This is a genomic window from Variovorax glacialis (genome assembly GCF_051216375.1).
Taxonomy (GTDB): domain Bacteria; phylum Pseudomonadota; class Gammaproteobacteria; order Burkholderiales; family Burkholderiaceae_C; genus Variovorax.
The window spans coordinates 1-20975 of sequence record NZ_JBPJZT010000005.1 but is presented as its reverse complement, the minus strand read 5'-3'; the positions used below and the strand labels follow the sequence as shown (position 1 = coordinate 20975).

Genomic DNA, 20975 nt, shown 5'->3' with positions numbered 1-20975 from the left:
ACATGGCAGAAAAAGCCCAGGCCGCGAAGGTCAAGTCCACCAAGGTGCGCGCCCGCGAGCGCGGCTACTACAACGGCCTGCTGGTTGAAGAAGGCGAGACCTTCGACAACACGCTCGGCCTGGACACCTTCCCCACGGACCCGCATAGCTGGTTCGAAGACGCCAAGAAGCCGGAGCCCGACGAGGCCTGATCCCAGGCCCTGCCGAAGCAAACCGCGGGCCGCCACTGTGCGGCCCGTTCTTTTATAGGAGGCCGTCATGGCTGACAAACTCGTTCCTTCCGCAGACGACACTGGCGCAGTCCGTCGATTCGTTGACATGGGCAGAGGCGACTGGGCCGAACAGGTCATGGTCGGCGGAGGCCCCGCTGGCGGCGGTGCAGCAGGCTACCCCGGTGGCGCCGTCCCGGTCGCTTCGTCGAGCATCGGGGCAGCCGCCACGGTGACCGCAACGCTGCCGGCAGCCGTTGGCAAAACCACGTACATCACCGGCCTGCAAGTCTCGGCTGGCGGCGCCACGGCGGGCTCTCTCAATGGCGCATCACTGACCGGCGTTCTGGGCGGCGCGATGAACTTCGCGGTGCCCGTGCCGACCGGCGCGCAACTCGCCACCCCTCAGATCGCCGTCACGTTCAACCCGCCGCTGCCAGCAAGCGCGGTGAACACTGCGATTCAGCTCAGCATGCCGTCTCTCGGCGCTGGCAACGCGGTTGCCGCCGTCTCGGTTCAGGGCTTCCAGCTCTAAGGGGTCGCCATGGCCTCCGTCATCGACGTCTGCAACCTCGCGCTGTCCAACATCGGCGACGAGGCAGAGGTCATCGCCATCACGCCTCCGGACGGTTCGATCCAGGCGGCGCACTGTGGGCGCTTCTACCCGGTCGCGCGAGACCAGATGCTGGAGATGCACCCGTGGACCTTCGCCACGGTGCGTGTGTCGCTGGCGCTGGTTGCTGCGGCTGCGCCCTCCGAGTGGTCATTCGCTTATGCGCTGCCGGCGAAGTGCCTGAAGCCGCGCGCGGTGTACCGCCCCGATGCGCTGGAGGATGGCCGGGGCGAGGACTTCATCGTGGAAGTGAATCCCGATGGCGACAGCGTGGTCTACACGAACGTCGAGAACGCCGTGCTGCGCTACACGCGTCTGGTCGAGGACCCAACCAAGTTCACGCCAGGCTTCGTGATCGCGCTCGCGCGCCTCATGTCGAGCATGTTGGCCGGCCCGATCCTCAAGGGAACGACCGGCATCCAGGTCAGCCAGGCGCAGCTCAAGTGGTTCGGGCTAGAGCTCGCGTCCGCCAAGGCCATGGATTCGAACACCGGCCAGCGCAGCACCTACTCGCGCCGAATCCCCGACATCCAGCGTGCGCGCGGCGGCCCGTTCGTCGATCGGCCGTGGGACGGTGATTGGAACGCATGACCACCAAGACCCTCAACCGATCATTCGCCGGCGGGGAGATCTCGCCGCAGCTCTTCTCGCGCATCGATCTCGACAAGTTCCAGACAGGCCTCGCGCTATGCCTGAACTGCGAGACGCTGCCGCAGGGCCCGGTGCAGAACCGCGCCGGCTACCAGTGGGTGCTGGAGGCGAAGGACAGCACCAAGGCGGTGGTCCTGATCCCGTTCAGCTTCAGCACGCAGCAGACCTTCGCGCTGGAGTTCGGCCACCAGTACGTGCGCTTCCACACCCTCGGCGGCACGCTGCTGGAGGGCTCGCTGATCATCACGAACATCACGAACTCGGCCAACCCGGTGTTCACGACGTCGGTGCCCCACGGCTACGCGACCGGACAGACGAACCAGCTTGGCAATATCACGAGCATGCCGGCGCTCAACGGGCGCTGGGTCAAGATTTCGAGCACGCCAGCGCCCAACCAGTTCACCTTGACCGACCTGGCCGGCAATCCGATCAGCACGGCGGCGATGCCCGCTTTCTTCGGCAGCGGCAGCGTGGCACGCGTCTACGAGATCGCCACGCCCTACGACGCGGCGCAGCTGCGCTTGATCAAGTATGTGCAGTCGGCCGACGTCCTGACGCTGGTCAGCCCGTACTACCCGCCGCAGGAGTTGCGCCGGCTGGGTGCCACCAACTGGACGATGTCCGGGATCCAGTTCACCTCCGCACTCGCCGCGCCGCAGACGAACGCGAACTCGCCGAACAACGTCCTGCACACCTATCGCGTGGTGGCTCTCGCGCCGACCAATGGCGGGTTCTCGATTCCGTCCGCTGCGGTCTCCGCCACCAACGACTTCACCATCCCCGGGCACTTCAACCGCGTCAGCTGGTCCAGCGTGCCTGGCGGTGTCGCCTACTACATCTTCAAGCTGATCGGCGGAAACTGGCTGTTCATCGGGTCGGCCGCGACCGGAACGTTCTTTGACGACGACATCACGCGCGGCTCAGACCCCACCGTCAACTACGCGGGCACGAGTCCGGCGCCCACCGCGGCGGCCACGGCCGTCGTTCCAGCGACGACGGGCGTCAGCGTGGTGCCGACCGGCGCGGGGGCGATCCCCTACACCTACGTCGTCACGTCGATCAACACCGGTGAGACCGAGGAATCCCTCGCATCGGGTGCCGTCACGGCCAACAATGACCTGAGCGTCGCCAGCAGCTTCAACACCGTGAAGTGGCCTGCCGTGCCGGGTGTGAGCCTCTACAACGTGTACCGCTCGCTGAATGGCATCTTCGGCTTCGTCGGCCGGGCTGACATCGGCTGCTCGTTCGTGGACAACAACATCCTGCCGAACACGGGCCTGACGCCTCCGCTGCAGATCGACCCGTTCCAAGGCGACGGCAACTACCCGCGCGCCGTCACCTATCACCAGCAGCGCCGCGTCTTCGCCGGCAGCATCAACAACCCGCAGACCATGTGGACGACGCGCTCAGGCACCGAGCGCAACCTCGGCTACAGCGTCCCATCCCGCGACGACGACGGCATCACGGTGCGCGTGGTCTCGCGCGAGGCCAACACGATCCGGCACATGGTGCCGATGAATGACCTGATCCTGCTCACGTCCGGAGGCGAGTGGAAGTGCGCATCAGGCGACGGCAGCGGGGTCATCACGCCGTCGAACACCAGCCTGCAGCCTCAGGGCTACACCGGCTCCAGCGAAGTGCAGGCGGCCACCACCGACCGCACCATCCTGTTCGCCCAGGACCGCGGCGGCGCCATCCGGGAACTGCAGTTCGCATGGGAGCAGCAGGGCTACCAGACCAGCAACGCGTCGATTCTTGCCCCGCACCTGTTCGACTACCACCTGGTGGTGCAACTCGCATTCAGCCGCTCGCCACTTCCTTCTCTGTGGTCGGTGCGCAATGACGGGCGGCTGCTCGGCATGACCTACGTTCCCGAGCACGAGATCAAGGCCTGGCACCAGCATGTGACCGACGGCGCCTTCGAGTCGATCTGCAGCGTTGCCGAAGGGGACGAAGACGTCCTGTACGCGGTGGTGCTGCGCGTCATCAACGGGCGCACGGTGCGCTACATCGAGCGCAAGCACACCCGGCGCTTCGACACGCCGGCCGACCAGTTCTTCGTCGACAGCGGCGCGACCTACGACGGGCCCGAGACGGACACCATCGGCGGCCTGTACCACCTGGAGGGCAAGACGGTTGCGATCCTCGCTGACGGCGGCGTGTCGCCTCCGCAGGTCGTCGTCAATGGCTCCATTGCGCTCGACGCCCCGGCATCCAAGGTGCAGGTCGGGCTGCCCTACGTCGCTCAGATCAAGACGCTGCCCATCTCGGTGCAGACCCAGGCCTTCGGGCAGGGCATGCGCAAGAACGTCAACAAGGTGTTCCTCCGGGTCCTGGCATCCAACGGCTTCGAGGCCGGCCCCACCTTCGACAAGCTGCGGCAATACCCGACGCGCTTCTCCGAGCCCTATGGTTCGCCGCCCGACCTGGTGAGCGATGAGGTGCCCCTGACGCTCTCGCCGCGGTGGGCCGAGGACGGGGCGGTGTGCATCCAGCAGGCCGAGCCCCTGTCTCTGATGCTGCTGGGCATGGCGATCGAAGTCGCCACAGGGAACTGACATGGCAACGGTTCGCCGCGCCACCGAAGCAGACCTCGACGCCATGGTGGCGATGGGGCAGGCGCTGCACGACGAGAGCCCGCGCTACCAGGGCATGGCGTTCAGCCCGGAAAAGCTGCGCCGGCTCTGGGAGCACCTGAAGGGCACGCTCCTGACGGAGGTGGGCTGCGTGTTCGTCGCCGAGCACGAGGGCGAGGTGATCGGCCTGACTGTCGGCCTGATCGCCGATCGCTGGTTCAGCGAGGAGCGCTACCTCACGGACCTGACGATGTACGTGAAGCCCGAGCACCGCGACGGCATGGCGTTCCGCCGCCTGGTGCGTGCGCTCGAGCAGTGGGGGCAGGAGCAGGGCATCAGCCAGCTCGCGCTCGGCGTCAGCACCGAGATTCACGCAGACCGCACCGTCCGCGCTTACGAGCGGATGGGCTACCGATTGGCCGGCTACACGATGGTGAAACAAAATGGGAATTGAAGTTGGAGGCTTGAGCGCTGGCGGCCTGACCTCGGCGTTTGGCGCTGGGATGTCTGCGGTCGGTGCCTACGGTCAGGCGAAGAGCCAGCAGGCCGCGCTCCAGGCGCAGGCGCAGGTCGCCGAGAACAACGAGACGCTCGCCACGTGGCAGTCCGAGGACGCCGTCACGCGCGGGCAGATCGCTGCGAGCAACGCTCTCCAGAAGGGCGCGCAGGTCAAGAGCAGCCAGCGCGCTGCCATGGCGGCCAACAACGTGGATCTGTCCGTCGGCTCCCCGCAGGCGGTGCTCGACTCGACCGACTACATCACCGCCACCGACGCTGCGACGCTGGAGAACAACGCGCTGCGCGAGGCATGGGGCTACCGGCAACAGGCCCGGCAGTACGCCGACTCCGCGCGGGCTTCCCGCGCCGGCGCGAGCCAGATCAACCCGTGGCTGTCGGCCGGCACGTCGCTACTCACTAGCGCGACCAGCGTGGCCAGCCGGTGGTATCAGGGCAGCGGATCAGCCGGAGGCGGCCGGGTCGCCGACGGCTACAGCCGCAGCGTGTACTCCGGCAACCGAGGCATTGCAGACTGATGGCCACCGTACCGAAACTTCAAGGCCCGAGCGTCACGCCTGCCGCGGCGCCCGACTTCCGCCAACAGAACACGGTCGACGCCGGGCTGCTGAGCATCCACGATCGCCAGATCAGCCAAGCCGGCGATGCGCTGGTGAGTGCCGGCACGACCTTCGACGCGGTGCAGCGCCAGCTGGTGGACCGCGCCAACGCGCTGCGCGTCGACGACGCATACAACCAGGCGCTGGAGCGCTCGCTGCGCCTGCAGCACGATCCGAAAGACGGCTACACCTCGGTCAAGGGCTACGACGCGCTCAACCGTGAAAGCGGGATGCCGCTCGCGGAGGAGTACACCGGCAAGCTCGACGGCGAGATCAGCAACATCGCCGCGTCGCTCGGCAACGACCGCCAGCGCGAGATGTTCAACAAGCAGGTGAACGGCCTGCGCACGCAGTTCCTTGGCGGCGCTCTGCAGTACACCGGCCAGCAGGCGCAGGTCTATGACCTGTCCGTGCGTGAAGCGTCGGTGAAGACGGCCAGCAATGCGCTGGTGCTGAACTTCAACAACCCGGAGAACGTCGCCCAGCAGACCGAGCGCATTCGCGGTTCGATCATGGGCGCGAAGGACCCGCAGACCGGGGCCTTCATTCCCGGTTCGGCGCAACTCGCAGGGAAGTCTGCCTCGTGGGCTGAGGAGAAGGCCAACGAGGCCGTCAGCGGTGCACACCTGGGCGCGATCCAGTCGGCGCTGGAGGCGGGCAACGTGAACGGTGCCATGGCCTACCGCAAGCAGTACGCCGACCAGCTCACGGCCGCCGACATGCTGAAGATCGACGGCACGCTCCAGCACAACTACGACACGATCAAGGGCGCCCAGGTCGCGACGCAGGTCATGGGGACGGCTCAGGCCGCGATCAACCCGAACGACTTCGACCGGCTCACCAGCGTGATCATGGGTGTCGAGTCCAATGGCCGCCGCTTCGGCACTGACGGCAAGCTGCTCGAAGGCCCGGTGACGCGCGACGGCACCACCGCCAAGGGCGAGATGCAGGTCATGGACAAGACCAACAAGGACCCGGGCTTCGGTGTCCGCCCGGCAGCCGACGACAGCCCCGCCGAGCGCGCGCGCGTCGGGCGCGACTACCTCGCAGCCATGGTGAAGCGCTACGACGGCAACGTGGCCAAGGCTGCCGCTGCCTACAACGCAGGGCCTGGCACCGTGGACGATGCGGTGAAGGCGGCAAACCAGAACGCCGGCAAGGGCGAGGCGGTCCCACCCGATGCGTGGCTGGCCAGCATGCCGGCCGAGACCCGCGCCTATGTGGCGTCCGTCTCCAAGAAGATGGCCGACCCGGCAGCGAGCACGCCGCAGCGCCCGACGCTGGAGCAGCTGCAGCAGGCAGCACGTGCGCAGCTTGGACCGAACGCCTCGCCCCTGGCTGTCAAGTCGGCAGTGGACACCATCGGCCAGCAGTTCGACGCCCAGACCAAGGCCATCGAGCAGCGCAAGACGGAGACCGTCACCCAGGCCATGCAGATGCTCGACCAGAACGGGGGCCGCTTCAGCGAACTGCCCGCCAAGATGCGCAGCCAACTCACGCAACTCGCGCCCGACAAGGTCGACGAGGTCATGAACTACGGCCAGCGCATCGCCAAGGGCGACGACATCACGGACGACCGGCTCTACCTGCGGCTCTCGAACAACCCGCAGCAGCTCAAGGCGATGTCCGATGCCGAGTTCTACCAGTTGAAGGGCGGCCTCTCGAAAGAGGACTTCAAGCACTTCAGCAACATCCGCGGCGACCTGCTGAGCGGCAAGAGCGGCAACACGGCCGGCGACCTGAACGAGCAAGCGGTCAACCGCGTGTTCAACCAGCGGCTCCAGACCCTTGGCCTGCCGACGAACCCGGACAAGCGCGACACCGACGCCGAACAGCGCATCGGCGCCATGCGCTCCTACGTGGACAAGCGCGTGATGGCCGCGCAGCAAGCCGCAGGCCGGAAGCTCACCGACGCCGAGACCTCCAAGGTGATCGACGAGACCTTCTCGCAGAACGTGCAGTTCCGGAACACCTTCCTCGGATTCGAGACCGGCGGCACCACCGGTCAGCCGCTTCTGTCCACCAAGGTGGGCGACATCCCGAGCGCGACGGTCGACAAGATCAAGAAGGCGTTTGCCGCCAACGGCATCAGCAAGCCCACCGACGGTCAGATCCTCGGCGTGTATTTCGAGGGCCAGGGCGCCCGCAACAAGGCGCGCAGCGCCGGAGGTCAGTGATGGCGGACGAATTCGACGCGGACGCCGCGCTGCAGAGCTACCTCGCACGACCGACCCAGGAGACCACGCTTCGTGCTTCGTTGCAGGACGCGGTCACCAAGAACCCAGACCAGGCCGCCGGCTGGCGCCAAACCGCCGCGAAGATCGGCGTGCCCATCGACAGCGCGCAGGCGCTGCCCGACTGGTCGAAGCAGCAGAAGGCGCTGGCGGACATCAACACGGCTGCCTTGGCCGACTTGAGCCCGGTGACGACGACGTTCCTGCAAGACCCCACCAACGCCGCGATCTCGCACGACGACACGGCGAACATGGGGCTGATCGAGACGCTGACGAACAGCTTTCGCCGCGGTGTCCCCGGGTTGCAGCAGGTGGTCGGCGCCACGGCGATGCGTTCGAACGTCAACACCCTGGAACAGTTCGACGCGATCGCAGCGCGCATCGACGCCGGCGAGAAGCCCGCCAGCATCCGCGCCAACGACGACCCGCTGGGTGTCGCCTTCATGACGCCGGAGCAGCGCGCCAAGTACCGCGAGTCGATCACCACACCGCTGGGCGGCAACATCGCCACCATCGTCCAGACCCAGAAGGAAAAGCAGGCGATCCCGTCGCCGGATGTGGTCGGCAACGTGATGCAGGCCAAGACCTTCGGCGAGGCCTTCAGCGCCTTCATGCAGGCGCCTGTGCAGTTCATCGCCAGCATCGGGCCCGAGAGCCTGGTGTCCAACGCTCCCGGCATCGTCGCGGCGATCCCAGCGGGCATGGCCGCCGGTCCGGCTGGCGCGGCCAGCGTCATGGGCGCCGGCTCCTTCGCCACCGACTACGGATCCAGCATTGTGGAGGCGCTGACGAAGGCGGGCGTGGACGTGTCCAGTCCCGAGGCGCTCCAGGCGGCCGTGCAGGACAAGGCGCTGATGCAAAGCGTCGCCGCGCAGGCCATGGCGCACGCCGCGGTGGTCGGCAGTGTCGACGCTGTGAGCGGCGGCATGGCGAGCAAACTGGCGCTGCCCAAGGCATTCGCGGCCAAGATGGCGACGAAGCCGATCACGCGCGAGCTCGCGAACGTCGCCGCGCAGGTGCCGGTGCAAGGCGCGCTCGGCGCGGCGGGCGAAGCGGGCGGTGAGATCGCCGCCGGTCAGGATCTCGACCCTGGCAACATCCTGGCCGAGTTCGTGGGTGAGGCATTCACCGCGCCGGCCGAAGTCGCCGGCATCGCCACCAACACCGTGCGCGAGCGCCTGGCTGAGGGCAGGGCGGCCGAGGCCAACGCCGCGCGTGTCGAGGAACTGGCCAAGCTGGTCGAAGCCAGCAAGGTGCGCGCGAGAGATCCCGAAACCTTCAAGGCCTTCATCGACCAGGTGGCCGAGGGCGGCCCGGCGCCGAGCGAGCTCTACATCAATGCCGAGACGCTGGCGAACACCCTGAATCAGTCCGGCGTGACGATGGCCGAACTGCAAGCCCTGGCGCCCAGCGTCGCCGAGCAGATGCAGCCTGAGAACTTCGTGCCTGGCGCAGACCTGCGCATCCCGGTGTCCGAACTGCTGGCAGCACCAAGCGACATCACGGCCACGCTGGTCGATCACCTGCGCGCGAGCCCGGAGGCCATGAGCCGCGCCGAGGCCGGCGAGTACCTGAAGGTGAAGGGCGACGCCCTCCGCGCTGAGGTGGAGGCCGAGCTTTCGAAGAAGGTGAACCGCGCGGAGTTCCAGGCGCAGGTCGACCAGGTGCGCGACCAGTTCCAGCAGCAGCTCGACGCCGTCGGCAAGTTCCGACCCGAGGTGAACAAGGCCTACGCCACTTTGCTGGGCAACTTCTATGCCACGCAAGCGTCGCGCGCCGGCATCAATCTGGACGAATTCGTGCGGAAGTACCAACTCGGCGTCGCCGGGAAAGACGCGCTCCCCGGGCGCCAGCGGTACGATCAGGCCACTGGAGAAAATGATGGACGAAATCGACGAGATCATGGCGAGCCTGGATCTGGAAGCGTCCCCGAAGACCTTCTCTCAAATGTTGGCGGAGGGCGTGCAGCACAAGGGTGGGCTGGCGCAACTCGCGCAGGCCGAGACGGACGGCCAGTTGTCGTCCACCGCGGCGCAGCAACCCCTCTCACAGCTGACCACTTCGATGTAGGCAGCCTCGGCAAGGCCAGCGGCAACCCGTCGTCTGGCCTTGGCGTCTGGTTCACGCCCAGCAAGGGCGAGGCGTCCCGCTACGGGTCGACCGAATCTTTCCATCTCGACCTCCGCAATCCGAAGGTCATCAAGGTCGAAGACCTCCCCGGCTTCGACACGGTGGCAGAAGCGCACGCCTGGCGCGAGAACCTGCGCCAGCAGGGCTACGACGGCCTCTTCGTCGACGCCAGGCACCTCGGTGGCACCGTGCACATGGTGGCCTTCGACCCTCACCAGGTCATCGTTCCGGCCAGCCGAAGCCAGCTGAACCAGGAAGCGCGCGGCGCGCTCAACTTCGGCGAGGACATCACCACCTCGCCCAGCGTCATCCATCTGCTGGAGGGTGCCGACCTCTCGACCTTCATCCACGAGTCCGGACACTTCTTCCTCGAGGTGCAAGCCGATCTGGCCGCACGCATCCAGGGAAAGATCGCCGACGGTGACACCGTGACGCCGGCCGAGCAGCAGATCGTGGACGACATGAACACGCTGCTGGAGTCCTTCGGCATCCAGGGCACGCCCGACCAGTCGCCGCTCACCACCTGGCAGTCGATGAGCCTGGAGGAAAAGCGCGAGCACCACGAGACGTTCGCCCGTAGCTTCGAGGCTTATGCCATGGAAGGCAAGGCGCCCAGCCAGGCGCTGCAGGATGTCTTCCAGCGCTTCCGCTCGTGGCTGATCTCGGTCTACAAGACGCTCGCCGGCCTGAACGTGAAGCTGTCCGACGACGTGCGCGCCGTCATGGACCGGATGCTTGCCACCGACGTTGCCGTGCAGCAGGCGCAGGACGCCCGCAACATGGGCCCGCTCTTTGAGTCCGCCGAGCAGGCCGGCATGTCGCCGGAGGAATACGCCGCGTACCAGCAGCTCGGCCAGACCGCCACCGACACCGCAGATGCGGAGCTCGACGCCCGCCTCATGAAGGACATGAAGTGGCTGAGCGGCGCCAAGGCCCGGGCGCTCAAGGCTCGCCAGAAGGAAGTCGCCGCGATGCGGGCCGAGGTGCGCAGCGAGGTCAGCCGCGAAGTGATGGCGCAGCCGATCTATCAGGCGTGGCAGTTCCTGACCGGCAAGGGCGAGAGGGTGCAGCCCGGCACCGTCGCCAACGAGAACATCGACGCGGTCCAGGAATCGGGCCGCCTGCGCACCTCGGCCGTGAAGGAGATCGACGAGTTCTCCGCCGAGACGCTGGTGCGCCGCAAGATGACCAGCGAGAAGGAGGGCATGCACCCGGACATCGTCGCGGAGCTTTTCGGCTACGAGTCGGGCGCGGACCTGATCGCGGCGCTGGCTGCGGCCGAGTCCCCGCACCAGGTGATCGACGCCATGACCGACCAGCGCATGCTGGAGCGCCACGGCGACATCACGAGCAGGGCAGCGCTGGAGCGCGCGGCCGACGAGGCGATCCACAACGAGGTGCGCGCCCGGGTGATCGCGACGGAACTGAAGGCGCTGACCAAGGCCACCACCGTGCGCGAATCGAGCGACAGCTTGTACCGGGGCGGCACCATCGACGTCATGGCGCGCGCGGCGCGCGAGTATGCCAACGCCGTCATCGGGCGCCTGAAGATCAAGGACCTGCGGCCCAAGCAGTACGCTGCCGCAGAGACGCGCAGCGCGAAGCTCGCCCAGCAGTCGCTCGGAGACACGCAGGAAGCGGCGATGCACAAGCGCAACCAGCTGGTGAACAACTACGCCACGAAGGCCGCGTATGACGCGCAGGCCGAGGTCATCAAGGCCAACGAGTTCTTCAAGAAGATCATCGGCCGCGACATCAAGAAGATCGGCGAGACCCGCGACGCCGGCACCGTGCAGGCTGCGCGCGCGATCCTGGCTGAGTACGGCATCGGCACCAAGGGCGAGCCAGCGCAGCGCTACCTGGAGACCATGGCGCAGGACGATCCTGGCATGCACGCGGTGCTGGCTGAGAAGGTTGCTGCGCTCACCGCGAACGCCAAGCCGGTCGGCGACATGACGGTCGACGAGTTCCGCGGCCTGGTCGAGGAAATCCAAGGCCTCTGGCACATGGCCCGGCGCGCCCGCCAGGTCGAGGTCGACGGGCAGATGCTGGAGATCGAGAAGGTCAAGGGCGACCTGTCGACTCGGCTGCACGAGATTGGCGTCCCGGATCGCGTCCCGGGTGAAGGTCAGGCCGTCACCGATGGGGAGCGCCGCCTCGCCAAGCTACAGACGCTGCGCGCCGCGCTGCGCCGGGTGGAATCCTGGGTGGGCGTGAAGGATGGATCCAACGCCATGGGGCCGTTCCGCAAGTACATCTGGCAGCCGGTGAAAGAGGCGGCCGACCGCTATCGCGCGGACAAAGCAAAGTACATCAAGCGCTTCAAGGAACTGCTCGACTCGGTCGACCTCGGCCAGGCGCGCATCGCAGCGCCCGAACTGGGCTACACCTTCGGCCACTCCCGCGGCGGCTCCGGCAAGCAGGAGATCCTGCACGCCATCCTGCACACCGGCAACGAGAGCAACAAGCGAAAGCTCCTGCTCGGCCGCGGCTGGGCCACCGAGAACGAGGTGACGGGCGAGCTCGACACGAGCCGCTGGGATGCCTTTGTCAATCGGATGATCAAGGAGGGCGTCCTCACCAAAGCCGACTATGACTTCGCGCAGGGCGTGTGGAACCTGCTGGAGGACACCAAGGCGCTGGCGCAGAAGGCGCACCGCGACGTGTTCGGGCGCTACTTCGACGAGGTGTCGGCGGACAGCTTCACGAACCAGTTCGGCACCTACGCTGGTGGCTACGTGCCAGCCATGACCGATTCGGAGATCGTCAAGGACGCCGCCACCCGGTCGTTGCAGGAGGACGAGAACCAGACCCTGGCCTACGCCTTCCCGTCGACCTCGAAGGGCTTCACGAAGAAGCGCGTCGAATACAACAAGCCGCTCCTCCTGGACCTGCGCACGCTCTCCAGCCACATCGACAAGGTGCTGCTGTTCAGCCACATGGAGCAGCCGATCCGCGACGTGCGCAAGGTGCTCGCGAGTCGTGATGTGTCGGAGCCGCTGCACCGCATCGACCCTCAGGCCTTCGACGCATTGCTCACTCCTTGGCTGAACCGCGCCGCGCGCCAGACCGTGGAGACCAAGGTGCCCGGCGACAGCGGCACCATGCGCTTCTTCTCGAAGCTGCGCCAGCGCGCCGGCCTCGCGGCGATGTTCGCCAACGTCTCGAACACCGCCCAGCAGATCACCGGGCTGTCGATCGCCGCGCTCAAGGTGAAGCCGAAGTACCTTCTGGAGGGTACGGCCCAGATGATCATCGCGCCGCGGCAGACCGCGAAGACGGTGGCCGAGAACTCGACGTACATGGCCACGCGCATGGACAACGAGGTCGCCGCCATGACGGATGCGATCGACCAGATCCTGCTGAACCCGAACGTCTACGAGAAAGCGCAGGCCTGGACAGCGCAGCACGCCTACTTCCTGCAATCCGCAGTGGACAACTTCCTGGGGCCGATCGTCTGGACCGGTGCCTACAACCAGGCTCTGGAGCAAGGGCACAGCCAGAAGGACGCTGTCAGGCTGGCCGACTCGGCCGTGCGCGAGACGCAAGGCTCGACGATGCCTGAGGACGTGTCCCGGATCGAGACCGGCAATGCCTTCGTCCGGATGTTCACGCAGTTCGCGGGTTACTTCAACATGCAGGCCAACCTGCTGGGCACCGAGTTCGCGAAGACCTACCACGATCTCGGCGTGCGCAAGGGCGCTGGCCGCGGGCTCTATGTCTTCATCTTCGGCTTCCTGGTGCCGAACATGCTGGCCGAGCTGATCGCGCAGGCCTTCAAGGGCGGCCCCGACGACGAGGACAAGGACGGCAGCACGATCGACGATTGGCTGTCTGCGGTGGTGCTGATGGGCAACGTCCGGGCGGGTCTTGCCATGGTGCCAGGCGTAGGGCAGGCGGCCAACGCCTTGATCAACACGTTCAACAAGAAGCCTTACGACGACCGGATCAGCACCTCTCCCGCGATCAGCATGATCGAGAGCGCCGTGCAGGCGCCTCATTCGGTCTATCAGGCCATCGCAGGGCAGGGGAGTGCGCGCAAGGCGGTGCGCGATCTGTCCACGCTGATCAGCATGACGACAGGGCTTCCGGCAACCGCCATCGCACGGCCATTGGGGTACATGACCGGGGTCTCCGAAAACAAAATCGCGCCCACCGGTCCTGTGGACACTGCGCGCGGGCTGGTCACAGGAACACCCAGCCCGGAATCAAAACGATGACAGTTGCCGCCACCCCCCGCAGAGCTGGGCCTTTCGCGGGCAACGGCGTTACCACCGTCTTCCCCTTCGCGTTCAAGGTCTTCGACGACACCGACATCGCGATCGTTCGCACCGACAACAACGGCAACGCGGCGACGCTGGTCCTGGACTCCGACTACAGCGTCACGCTCAACCCGGACCAGGACGCGAACCCGGGCGGCAGCATCACCTATCCCATCCTGGTCGGCCCGGTGCCGCTGCCAGTTGGCTGGTCGCTGACGATGATTGGCGGGCTGCTCTATCAGCAGCAGACCGACATCACGAACGCTGGCCGCTTCCTGCCCCAGGTGCTCGAGGATGCGCTGGACTACGTCACCATCCTGACGCAGCAGCTCAAGGAAATCTCGAACCGGACGCTTCAGGCAGCGGTCGGCGCGACGGTCAACCTTGTCTTCCCGGCGCCCAGCTCAGGCAAGTTCATCCGCTGGAACAGCGCGGCGACCGGCCTGGAAAATGCGGACGCCGGCACCGACAGCATGGTGCTGCAGGGCCTGCTCGCTGACGCGGCGAACAACATCCACGGCGCCGGCATGATCGGCTACGGTGGCGCACTGGTCTACCCAGCGGGCACCGTCGGCGCGGCGCTGGCCGGCGTCAACAAGAACGTGGGCAGCATCGCCGCGCTGCGCCTGCTGCCCAAGACCGGCACGCCCAACGCCTTCGTGACTGGCTACTACGTGCCAGGCGACGGCGGCGGCGGGGCCTACTACTACGACGCGGCGGACGTGGTATCGGCGGACAACGGCGGCACGATCATCGTCGCGGCCGACGGCGGCCGGTGGAAGCTCACCAGGACGACGGTCCTCTCCGTGCGCCAGTTTGGCGCCAAGGGCGACGGCGCGACGGACGACCTGGCCGCGATCACCGCAGCCATCGCGGGACTTGGCTCCGGCAACGACCTGTACTTCCCCGCTGGCACCTATCAGGTGTCCAACGTCGTGATCATGAACAAGCAGGCGCGCATGTACGGCGTCGGCACCCTGTCGGTCCTGCGCACCTCGCACAGCACGGCCGACATCCTGCGGATCACCTCGTTCAACAATATCGTCGAGAACCTGACATTCGAAACCTCGGTGGTACGCACCGGCGGCTTCTTCGTCAACGTCAACAACGGCAGCCGCGTCACGCTGAGCGGCCTGACCATGACGAACTGGTTCAACGGCATCGGCTTCACGGGCCCCGTTGGTGCGTTCATCCGTGTGCTGAACTGCCAGCTGGGCACGAACGTGATCGGCGGTGTTGGCATCGACGTCAGCACGTCGACGCCGATGATCGACGGCGTCTTCCAGAACATCCTGATCGGTGGTGGCGTGGCCACGCAGCCGTCGGCAGGTATCCACATCGCGATCGCAGGCGACCTCACGCTTAACCGCATCTCGACCGTCTGGTGCCAGAACGGCTTGCGCGTGGACCCGGGCGGCGGCAACAACGTGCAGGCGCTTTACGTCACTGACTCGTTCTTCGATTCTGGTTCTTCGACCGGCGTGCAGCTCAATCCCACGAGCGGCTCGGCGATCCAACTGGCGAAGTTCACCAACGTCTGGAGCGCCTCGAACGCCAATGGCTTTGTGATCGGTGCGGCCGGCACTGGCTCTGTGCAGAAGAGCGAGTTCATCAACTGCTCGGGCGTGAACAACACGGCCGGCGCTGGGCTCAACATTGCGAGCACGAACAACATCGACGTGCTCGTTGTGGGCGGCAACTACGCAGCCAACGCGACCGGCCTGTCGGTAGTCGCGAACGCGCAGAAGTTCAAGTTCATCGGCGTGAAGTCGGGTTCCTCGGGGCAATTTGGCCCGAACAGCGGCTTCGGCCTGGTGCTCGGGGCGAACGTCGACTTCTTCAATATCGAAAGCTGCGACTTCAACAACAACACGTCGGGTCCGATCGCAGTCGGCGCGCTGCCGGCGACGGGCGGCCAGACCTTCTTCATCCGTGGCAACCAAGGGGTCACGACGTACAACAGTGCGACGGCCACCTTGACAGCTGGCGGCACGACGACAGCGATCAACCACGGCCTGCCGTCCACGCCTCGGATTCAGGACATCACGCTGACTCCGGTCACTGGATGGGGAACCGCGCAGGCATGGTGGGTGAGCAGCGTGACGGCGTCGCAGATCGTCGTCACCACGAACGCGAACCCGGGCGGCGGTGTGTCGGTCGGTTTCACGGCGCGGCTCTGGGGAGGTTGAGCAGATGATCGATCTGGATCCAGAGCGCCTGGTGCGCAGTCCCTTCCTGATCGGAGCACTGGGTTCGCTGGTCGCTCTCCGCGGCGCGCCCGGCGAATCCTGGCCCATCCGGATCTTCAACGTGGTGTCTGGCGCGCTGATGGCCGGTTATGTGGGCCCCGCGCTCGCCGAGTTCTTCTCGCTTGGCACACCGGCCATGCAAAGCGCGATGGCTTTCGCCGTCGGCCTGTTCGGCATGAACTTCGTCGCTACGGCGGTGACGTGGATCAAGCAACTCCAACTCAGCGACGTGCTGCCGTGGGTGCGCCGCAAGGAGTGACCATGTTGCTGCTCAACGGATTCTTCTCGGTGCTCGCTGCGTTGGGGCTCGCCTTCGTGGTGCTGCACCCGAGCATCCATGAAGGACTCGCGATCAAGGGCGGAATGATCGTGATGATCCTGAGCCTTCTGGCGTCGGCCGCCGTGGCTTTCGCCGACATGCCTCTGGCGGCTGCCTTCAATTCAGGACTGACCTTGCGAGTCGGCATCCTGATCGTGTGCACCGGCTATGCGTTCAAGTACCGCAAGGCGCGCAGGAGCGGCGGTAGCACTGACTTCGGCCATCTGACGGAGATGTGATGAAGTGCTCTGCCGTTGGCCTCGACCTGATCAAGGAATTCGAATCCTGTGAGCTGAAGGCTTACCCGGACCCGAAGACCGGCGGCGCGCCGTGGACGGTGGGGTGGGGCGCGACAGGCCCCGGCATCGGACCCGGCACGGTCTGGACGCAGGAACAGGCGGACGCGCGCCTAGCGTCGGACGTTGGACTGCGCGAGACCATGGTGAACAACGCCGTCACGGTGCCCGTCACGCAGGGCCAGTTCGATGCCCTGGTGAGCATCGTCTTCAATGTCGGCGCCGGCTCCTCGAGCAGGGACGGAATCATCCGCCTCAAGGATGGCCGTCCTTCGACGCTCCTGCGCAAGCTCAACGCACGCGACTACCAGGGCGCGTCCGAAGCCTTCGACTCGTGGATCAGCCCGGGCAGCAACGTCGAGAACGGCCTTCGCCGGCGCCGGAAGGCAGAGCGCGAGGTCTTCGATTCATGAGCGAGCCGCGCTGGTGCTGCTTGTGCGGGCAGCAGGGTCACACGTCCGGAAACTGTCCGTGGAGACATTCGATATGGCGATAGCTTGGGCCATGTGGTTCTACTGGTGGCGCCGATGGTCGCTCTGATGTCTCCCAGACTGTGGGGCGCTGTCTTCCTGGCCATCGTCCTCGGGTTCACCCACTTCACCGCGTACAGGTCTGGTCGCGCTGCCGTTCGGAACCAATGGGATGCCCAGAGACTGGTCGATGCCGAGGCGGCAAGAAAGGCCATCGAGGCGAATCGAGCGAAGGAACAGAAGCTGCAAGCCGATCTATCGAAAGCCCAAGATGAAGCGACAAAGCGTGAAAAGACTCTCCGTGCTGCCGCTGCTGGCGCTCGTTCTGAGCGCGACCGGCTGCGCGACGCCATCTTCGCCGCAACAAGTGGCCTGCCCGGTGATACCTCCGGCACCGTCCTTGCGCGAGCCGCTACCCTCGGTCGACTACTCGATCAGTGCTCAACAGAATATTCAGCGGTGGCGGAACGAGCTTCAGGGCACGCCTCAGACGCCATGATGCTTCATGACGGTTGGCCGAAGCCCTAGCTGAACCGACGTCTGAGCGCGCGAAGTGGCGCAGTCGCCCTCCAAATCTTGGAGGCTTTTATGGCGGAGATCTCGGCTTGGGTCGCGCGGACTGAGGCCTTGGCTGCATCGACCGCGCTTTCTGCCGAGCGCACCGCCTCCTCGGCGGTTTGGCGCCGCTGTTCAGCGGAGTCTGCCTCGGATCGGAGTTGCGCCATCTGGCGCGCCATCTCGGCGTTCTGCTGCTCCATGCGCAGGTAGCGCGGACTCTTCAGGACATAGCGCGCCATGAAGTCCGGGATCTGGTCCTCGCTGAACGCGCCGACGATCGCTGGAAACTTGAAGCGCACGATGTGCTCGTGCATGGCGTGATAGGTCTCGCTCGGGTCGTGAAGGTTCTTCGCCTCGTCCGCGTCGACAGCGTAGAGCACGGGGAAGACCGCCCGCAGCGCGTCAATGAAGTCCGGCACGCTCATGCGGCGGAAGGCGTTGAGGCACCAGTGATTGAGTTCCAGCGTCACGACCGGCTTGTGCGTCGCGATCGTCTGCGCCAGGCCGGCGACCACGTCCAGCTCGAAGCCCTCGACATCGATCTTGATGAACCCGACCGGCTGGGCGAGACCCGCGCCCGCGATGAAGGTGTCGCCCTGCAGAATCTTGATCTTCTCGACCGTGTGCCCTGGCAAGTGCTGGGTGGTGACGAAGCCGCCCGACCGATTGCTTGGATGGAAGACGAGTTCGAGATCTTCGTTGGTGCGGCCCAGGCCTGCGTTGACGACCTGGACGTTTCCTGAAGTGCCGGCCCGGATGTTCTTTTCGAGCAGGGCGAATGTTGTGGGCGACGGCTCGAAGCAGATCACCTTCTTGGCCAACGTCGAGAGCAGCAGTCCGGTGCACCCGATGTTCGCGCCGACATCCAGCGCCAGCGCATCCGGGTTCACCAGCGTGCGGAAGAGGGTGACGCTGTCGGGCTCGAAAACGCCGTTCAGGTTGTCGAGGTAGATGTCGTCAGAGGTGACGTCGAAGGTCCGGTCGCCGATCAGCACCGGGAGTGTTTTTTCTGCGCGTTCAGTCATTGGGCGCAGTGTAAGCGGCGGGATACTAGGGGCATGAAAATCGGCAAATACACCGTCACGCCCAGAGCCATCAAGGCGCAGCAGGGATTCTTTGGCACCGCCGAGGTTCGCTGGGACGAGGGCGATTCGACCTACGAGACCACGCTGCATTTCGACCAGGTGCACGCGACCGAGGAGGAGGCTCTGAAGCACGCGGCGCAGCAGGTCGAGCTGCGGGTCAAGGATGGTGTTGGGTTCCACTGACCGAGAAAACTATCGGCTTGTGGAGAATTTGCAGATTTCTTGACAATCGAGTCCATGAATCTACAGACACAAGCCAACGCCGCCCACGATGCCGCCGACGCGGCCTGGAATGATCTTTGCGCCAGCAAGGGCGATGCCCAGATGGCGGCTACGGCGCGATGGCTCGCTGCCAAGGAAGCCGCGGACATCGCGCAAGCCGCGTTCGAAGCCGAAGTAGCCTCAAGAGGCTGACAGTGCCCACCGCCAAGAGGGGCCGTGTCGCGGGCTATGCCCTAGAAGCACCATCAAGTTAGCAGGCTGCGGGCCGAGGTTTCACGTCCGAAGACAGCCCCAACCCATCAACCCGCTAGCGTGATGGACCTGCTGACCGCCGACCCGCAATCCCCTGAACAGGTGTCCACGTCCGGTCTATACACACCCGAGGCCAGCATCGGGAGCCCTCATTTTCTCACGTCTCCTCAGATAGCGCCACCCGCCGATTCCAAGTCGTGATCGCGTCAGGCTCCCAGCCCGGACAGGTTGGGCGCGTCTGGCTCTCGCACTCCGAGCATTCAACATGCGTCCACGTCACGATGTCGTGCGACCACAGGGATTCGCCCTTGCTCTTGCAGATGCTGGCCTTCCCACCGCAGAACGGGCACGGCAATAGGTCTTTCATCCCTTCTCCCCCGTGGCGGAAGACCGAGAGCGAATGGTTGGGAGAATTTGGCACAAAGCAGGCGAAAACGGCCTTTCAGGGCGTTGCCTGCGAGCCCTGCACAGAGGGAAAGCACGCTTCGCAGTGATCGCGTACCGTCCTTTTAATCCGTTGGTCACTGGTTCGAATCCAGTACGTCCTACCAAAATCACCGCGCCAGCATTGAAAAGCCTGCTACATGGGAAACAAGGCATTACGTGACCGAAAAACACGTTAATGGTTTTTTCCAGATTTGGCCAAGTTATGGTTTTTCGGATGAAAAGGCCCGCTATCAGGGAGTTGGCAGGCCTTTTTGTTGCAGCTTCTGAAGTTCGCACTCTTACTTCAATACGCCCAGGGTGAAAGGCCTCCCCACGCCGCACTGAAGGCGAACTTTCGTCAGAGCGGCGATGACAAGTCCAAGGTGCTGGTCGTTCTGAATCGTGGCGACGGCGTCGAGCCATGTACGAGCTCTGGCGATTTCGTGCAGGTCGAGTTGGCAGACGGCCGCTCCGGCTGGATTAGCAAGGCCTTGCTAGTGCCGCGTTTGACAGGTGAGCGCCTCGCCGGCATGAGCCCCGAGAGCTACGTCGCTGGCCGCGGCGATGTCCTCGATGCCTTTGCCAAGAGCCTGACCGTCTCGGGCGGGCCAACTTTCGGGCAAGTCATGGATGCGCCGCCAGGCATTCACCACAGATCGATGAGCACCTGCGTTGGCTCGAGCAGTCGAAGCACGCGGCACGGTCGAATGCTGACCCAATGGCCGCAACCTGGTACTCGCTTGAAAGTCGCGCTTCGGCGTCGGCGGGTCAATGGGCACAAAGCCAGGCCGCCGCCAAGGCAGCCGTTTACGCTGACGTAGCAGACGCCGACAACCTCGCGGCCCTTGGGCTCGCCTCCATCCGCATCAACGACTACGCCTCGATAGAGACGCTGCCCGCTTTGCTACTGCTGCAAGCGCCCAAATCGACCAATACCTGGATCGTGATGGGGGCGTGGGCAGCAGCTCAAGGCCGGGATGACGTTGCCTCCGGCTCGCTGGACCTGGCGTTCAAGTGGTCACAGAACACTAGAGTCACGCGAGCCTTCATGGACAAACTGGCTGAGCAAGTGCGAAACCCAGTGGTCGCGCTGGCGCTGCGCGACGCGCTGCGACGCAACGCCGCTGTCGACGCCGGCGAATAATCTGTCGGATGCTTCAGTTAGAAGAAGGTCGAATGTCTCAGAAGGACTGCGGATTCAACCGGTCGATGCAACACATTCGCTGAACATCTCAGCGGGTGTATGGAAGCCGAGCGTCTTGCGCGGCCTCTCGTTCAATTGTCTCGCGATCGCGTTGAGTTGAAGCT

General features: G+C 65.4%; 18 protein-coding genes. 16 read left to right on the top strand and 2 right to left on the bottom strand.

Annotated elements, in window-relative coordinates; all coding sequences use genetic code 11:
• Nucleotides 1-2 precede the first annotated feature (2 nt).
• From ACSFBL_RS14660 to ACSFBL_RS14600, 13 genes are all read left to right on the top strand, one after another.
• Nucleotides 3-191, top strand: coding sequence for a hypothetical protein (locus ACSFBL_RS14660; RefSeq protein ID WP_435516521.1), 189 nt, complete (start codon nt 3-5; stop codon nt 189-191).
• Nucleotides 192-258: 67 nt separating this feature from the next.
• Nucleotides 259-744 (top strand): hypothetical protein, encoded by a 486-nt coding sequence (locus tag ACSFBL_RS14655; RefSeq protein ID WP_435516520.1) that lies wholly within the window; start codon nt 259-261, stop codon nt 742-744.
• Nucleotides 745-753: 9 nt separating this feature from the next.
• Nucleotides 754-1413: a phage connector family protein gene (locus ACSFBL_RS14650; RefSeq protein ID WP_435516519.1), complete on the top strand. Its 660-nt coding sequence runs from the start codon at nt 754-756 to the stop codon at nt 1411-1413.
• On the top strand, nt 1410-4031 hold the full coding sequence (locus ACSFBL_RS14645; RefSeq protein WP_435516518.1) for a phage tail protein: 2622 nt from the start codon (nt 1410-1412) through the stop codon (nt 4029-4031). The genes ACSFBL_RS14650 and ACSFBL_RS14645 overlap by 4 nt, the downstream gene beginning before the upstream one ends.
• Nucleotide 4032: 1 nt before the next feature.
• Nucleotides 4033-4503, top strand: a complete 471-nt coding sequence (locus ACSFBL_RS14640) for a GNAT family N-acetyltransferase (protein ID WP_435516517.1) — start codon at nt 4033-4035, stop codon at nt 4501-4503.
• Nucleotides 4493-5083 carry a virion core protein, T7 gp14 family gene (locus tag ACSFBL_RS14635; protein ID WP_435516516.1) on the top strand — a complete coding sequence of 197 codons (591 nt, stop codon included), beginning with the start codon at nt 4493-4495 and terminating at the stop codon, nt 5081-5083. Before ACSFBL_RS14640 ends, ACSFBL_RS14635 begins: the two co-directional genes overlap by 11 nt.
• On the top strand, nt 5083-7341 hold the full coding sequence (locus ACSFBL_RS14630; protein ID WP_435516515.1) for a transglycosylase SLT domain-containing protein: 2259 nt from the start codon (nt 5083-5085) through the stop codon (nt 7339-7341). Before ACSFBL_RS14635 ends, ACSFBL_RS14630 begins: the two co-directional genes overlap by 1 nt.
• Nucleotides 7341-13748, top strand: a complete 6408-nt coding sequence (locus ACSFBL_RS14625; protein ID WP_435516514.1) for a hypothetical protein — start codon at nt 7341-7343, stop codon at nt 13746-13748. Before ACSFBL_RS14630 ends, ACSFBL_RS14625 begins: the two co-directional genes overlap by 1 nt.
• The gene (locus tag ACSFBL_RS14620) at nt 13745-15979 is read left to right on the top strand and encodes a glycosyl hydrolase family 28-related protein (protein WP_435516513.1); all 2235 of its coding nucleotides are present in this window, start codon (nt 13745-13747) and stop codon (nt 15977-15979) included. The genes ACSFBL_RS14625 and ACSFBL_RS14620 overlap by 4 nt, the downstream gene beginning before the upstream one ends.
• Nucleotides 15980-15983: 4 nt before the next feature.
• Entirely contained in the window at nt 15984-16298 is a 315-nt protein-coding gene (locus ACSFBL_RS14615) for a hypothetical protein (protein WP_435516512.1), read from the top strand.
• A gap of 2 nt (nt 16299-16300) precedes the next feature.
• Nucleotides 16301-16597, top strand: coding sequence for a hypothetical protein (locus tag ACSFBL_RS14610; protein ID WP_435516511.1), 297 nt, complete (start codon nt 16301-16303; stop codon nt 16595-16597).
• Entirely contained in the window at nt 16597-17067 is a 471-nt protein-coding gene (locus tag ACSFBL_RS14605) for a lysozyme (RefSeq protein ID WP_435516510.1), read from the top strand. Before ACSFBL_RS14610 ends, ACSFBL_RS14605 begins: the two co-directional genes overlap by 1 nt.
• A gap of 114 nt (nt 17068-17181) precedes the next feature.
• A complete protein-coding gene (locus ACSFBL_RS14600; protein WP_435516509.1) occupies nt 17182-17652 on the top strand; it encodes a hypothetical protein in 471 nt (156 codons plus the stop codon).
• Here the strand turns inward: ACSFBL_RS14600 and ACSFBL_RS14595 are convergent.
• A complete protein-coding gene (locus tag ACSFBL_RS14595; RefSeq protein ID WP_435516508.1) occupies nt 17649-18707 on the bottom strand; it encodes an FkbM family methyltransferase in 1059 nt (352 codons plus the stop codon). The two genes, ACSFBL_RS14600 and ACSFBL_RS14595, sit on opposite strands and share 4 nt — an antisense overlap.
• Nucleotides 18708-18740: 33 nt before the next feature.
• Here ACSFBL_RS14595 and ACSFBL_RS14590 point away from each other — a divergent pair, with 33 nt between their 5' ends.
• Nucleotides 18741-18950: a hypothetical protein gene (locus tag ACSFBL_RS14590; protein ID WP_435516507.1), complete on the top strand. Its 210-nt coding sequence runs from the start codon at nt 18741-18743 to the stop codon at nt 18948-18950.
• Nucleotides 18951-19004: 54 nt separating this feature from the next.
• Nucleotides 19005-19181 (top strand): hypothetical protein, encoded by a 177-nt coding sequence (locus tag ACSFBL_RS14585; protein WP_435516506.1) that lies wholly within the window; start codon nt 19005-19007, stop codon nt 19179-19181.
• Nucleotides 19182-19398: 217 nt separating this feature from the next.
• On the opposite strand, the gene ACSFBL_RS14580 is transcribed toward ACSFBL_RS14585, so the two are convergent.
• The gene (locus ACSFBL_RS14580; RefSeq protein WP_435516505.1) at nt 19399-19608 is read right to left on the bottom strand and encodes a Lar family restriction alleviation protein; all 210 of its coding nucleotides are present in this window, start codon (nt 19606-19608) and stop codon (nt 19399-19401) included.
• 777 nt (nt 19609-20385) lie between these two features.
• Between ACSFBL_RS14580 and ACSFBL_RS14575 the strand changes: the two genes are divergently transcribed.
• On the top strand, nt 20386-20811 hold the full coding sequence (locus tag ACSFBL_RS14575; RefSeq protein ID WP_435516504.1) for a hypothetical protein: 426 nt from the start codon (nt 20386-20388) through the stop codon (nt 20809-20811).
• Nucleotides 20812-20975: the final 164 nt, after the last annotated feature.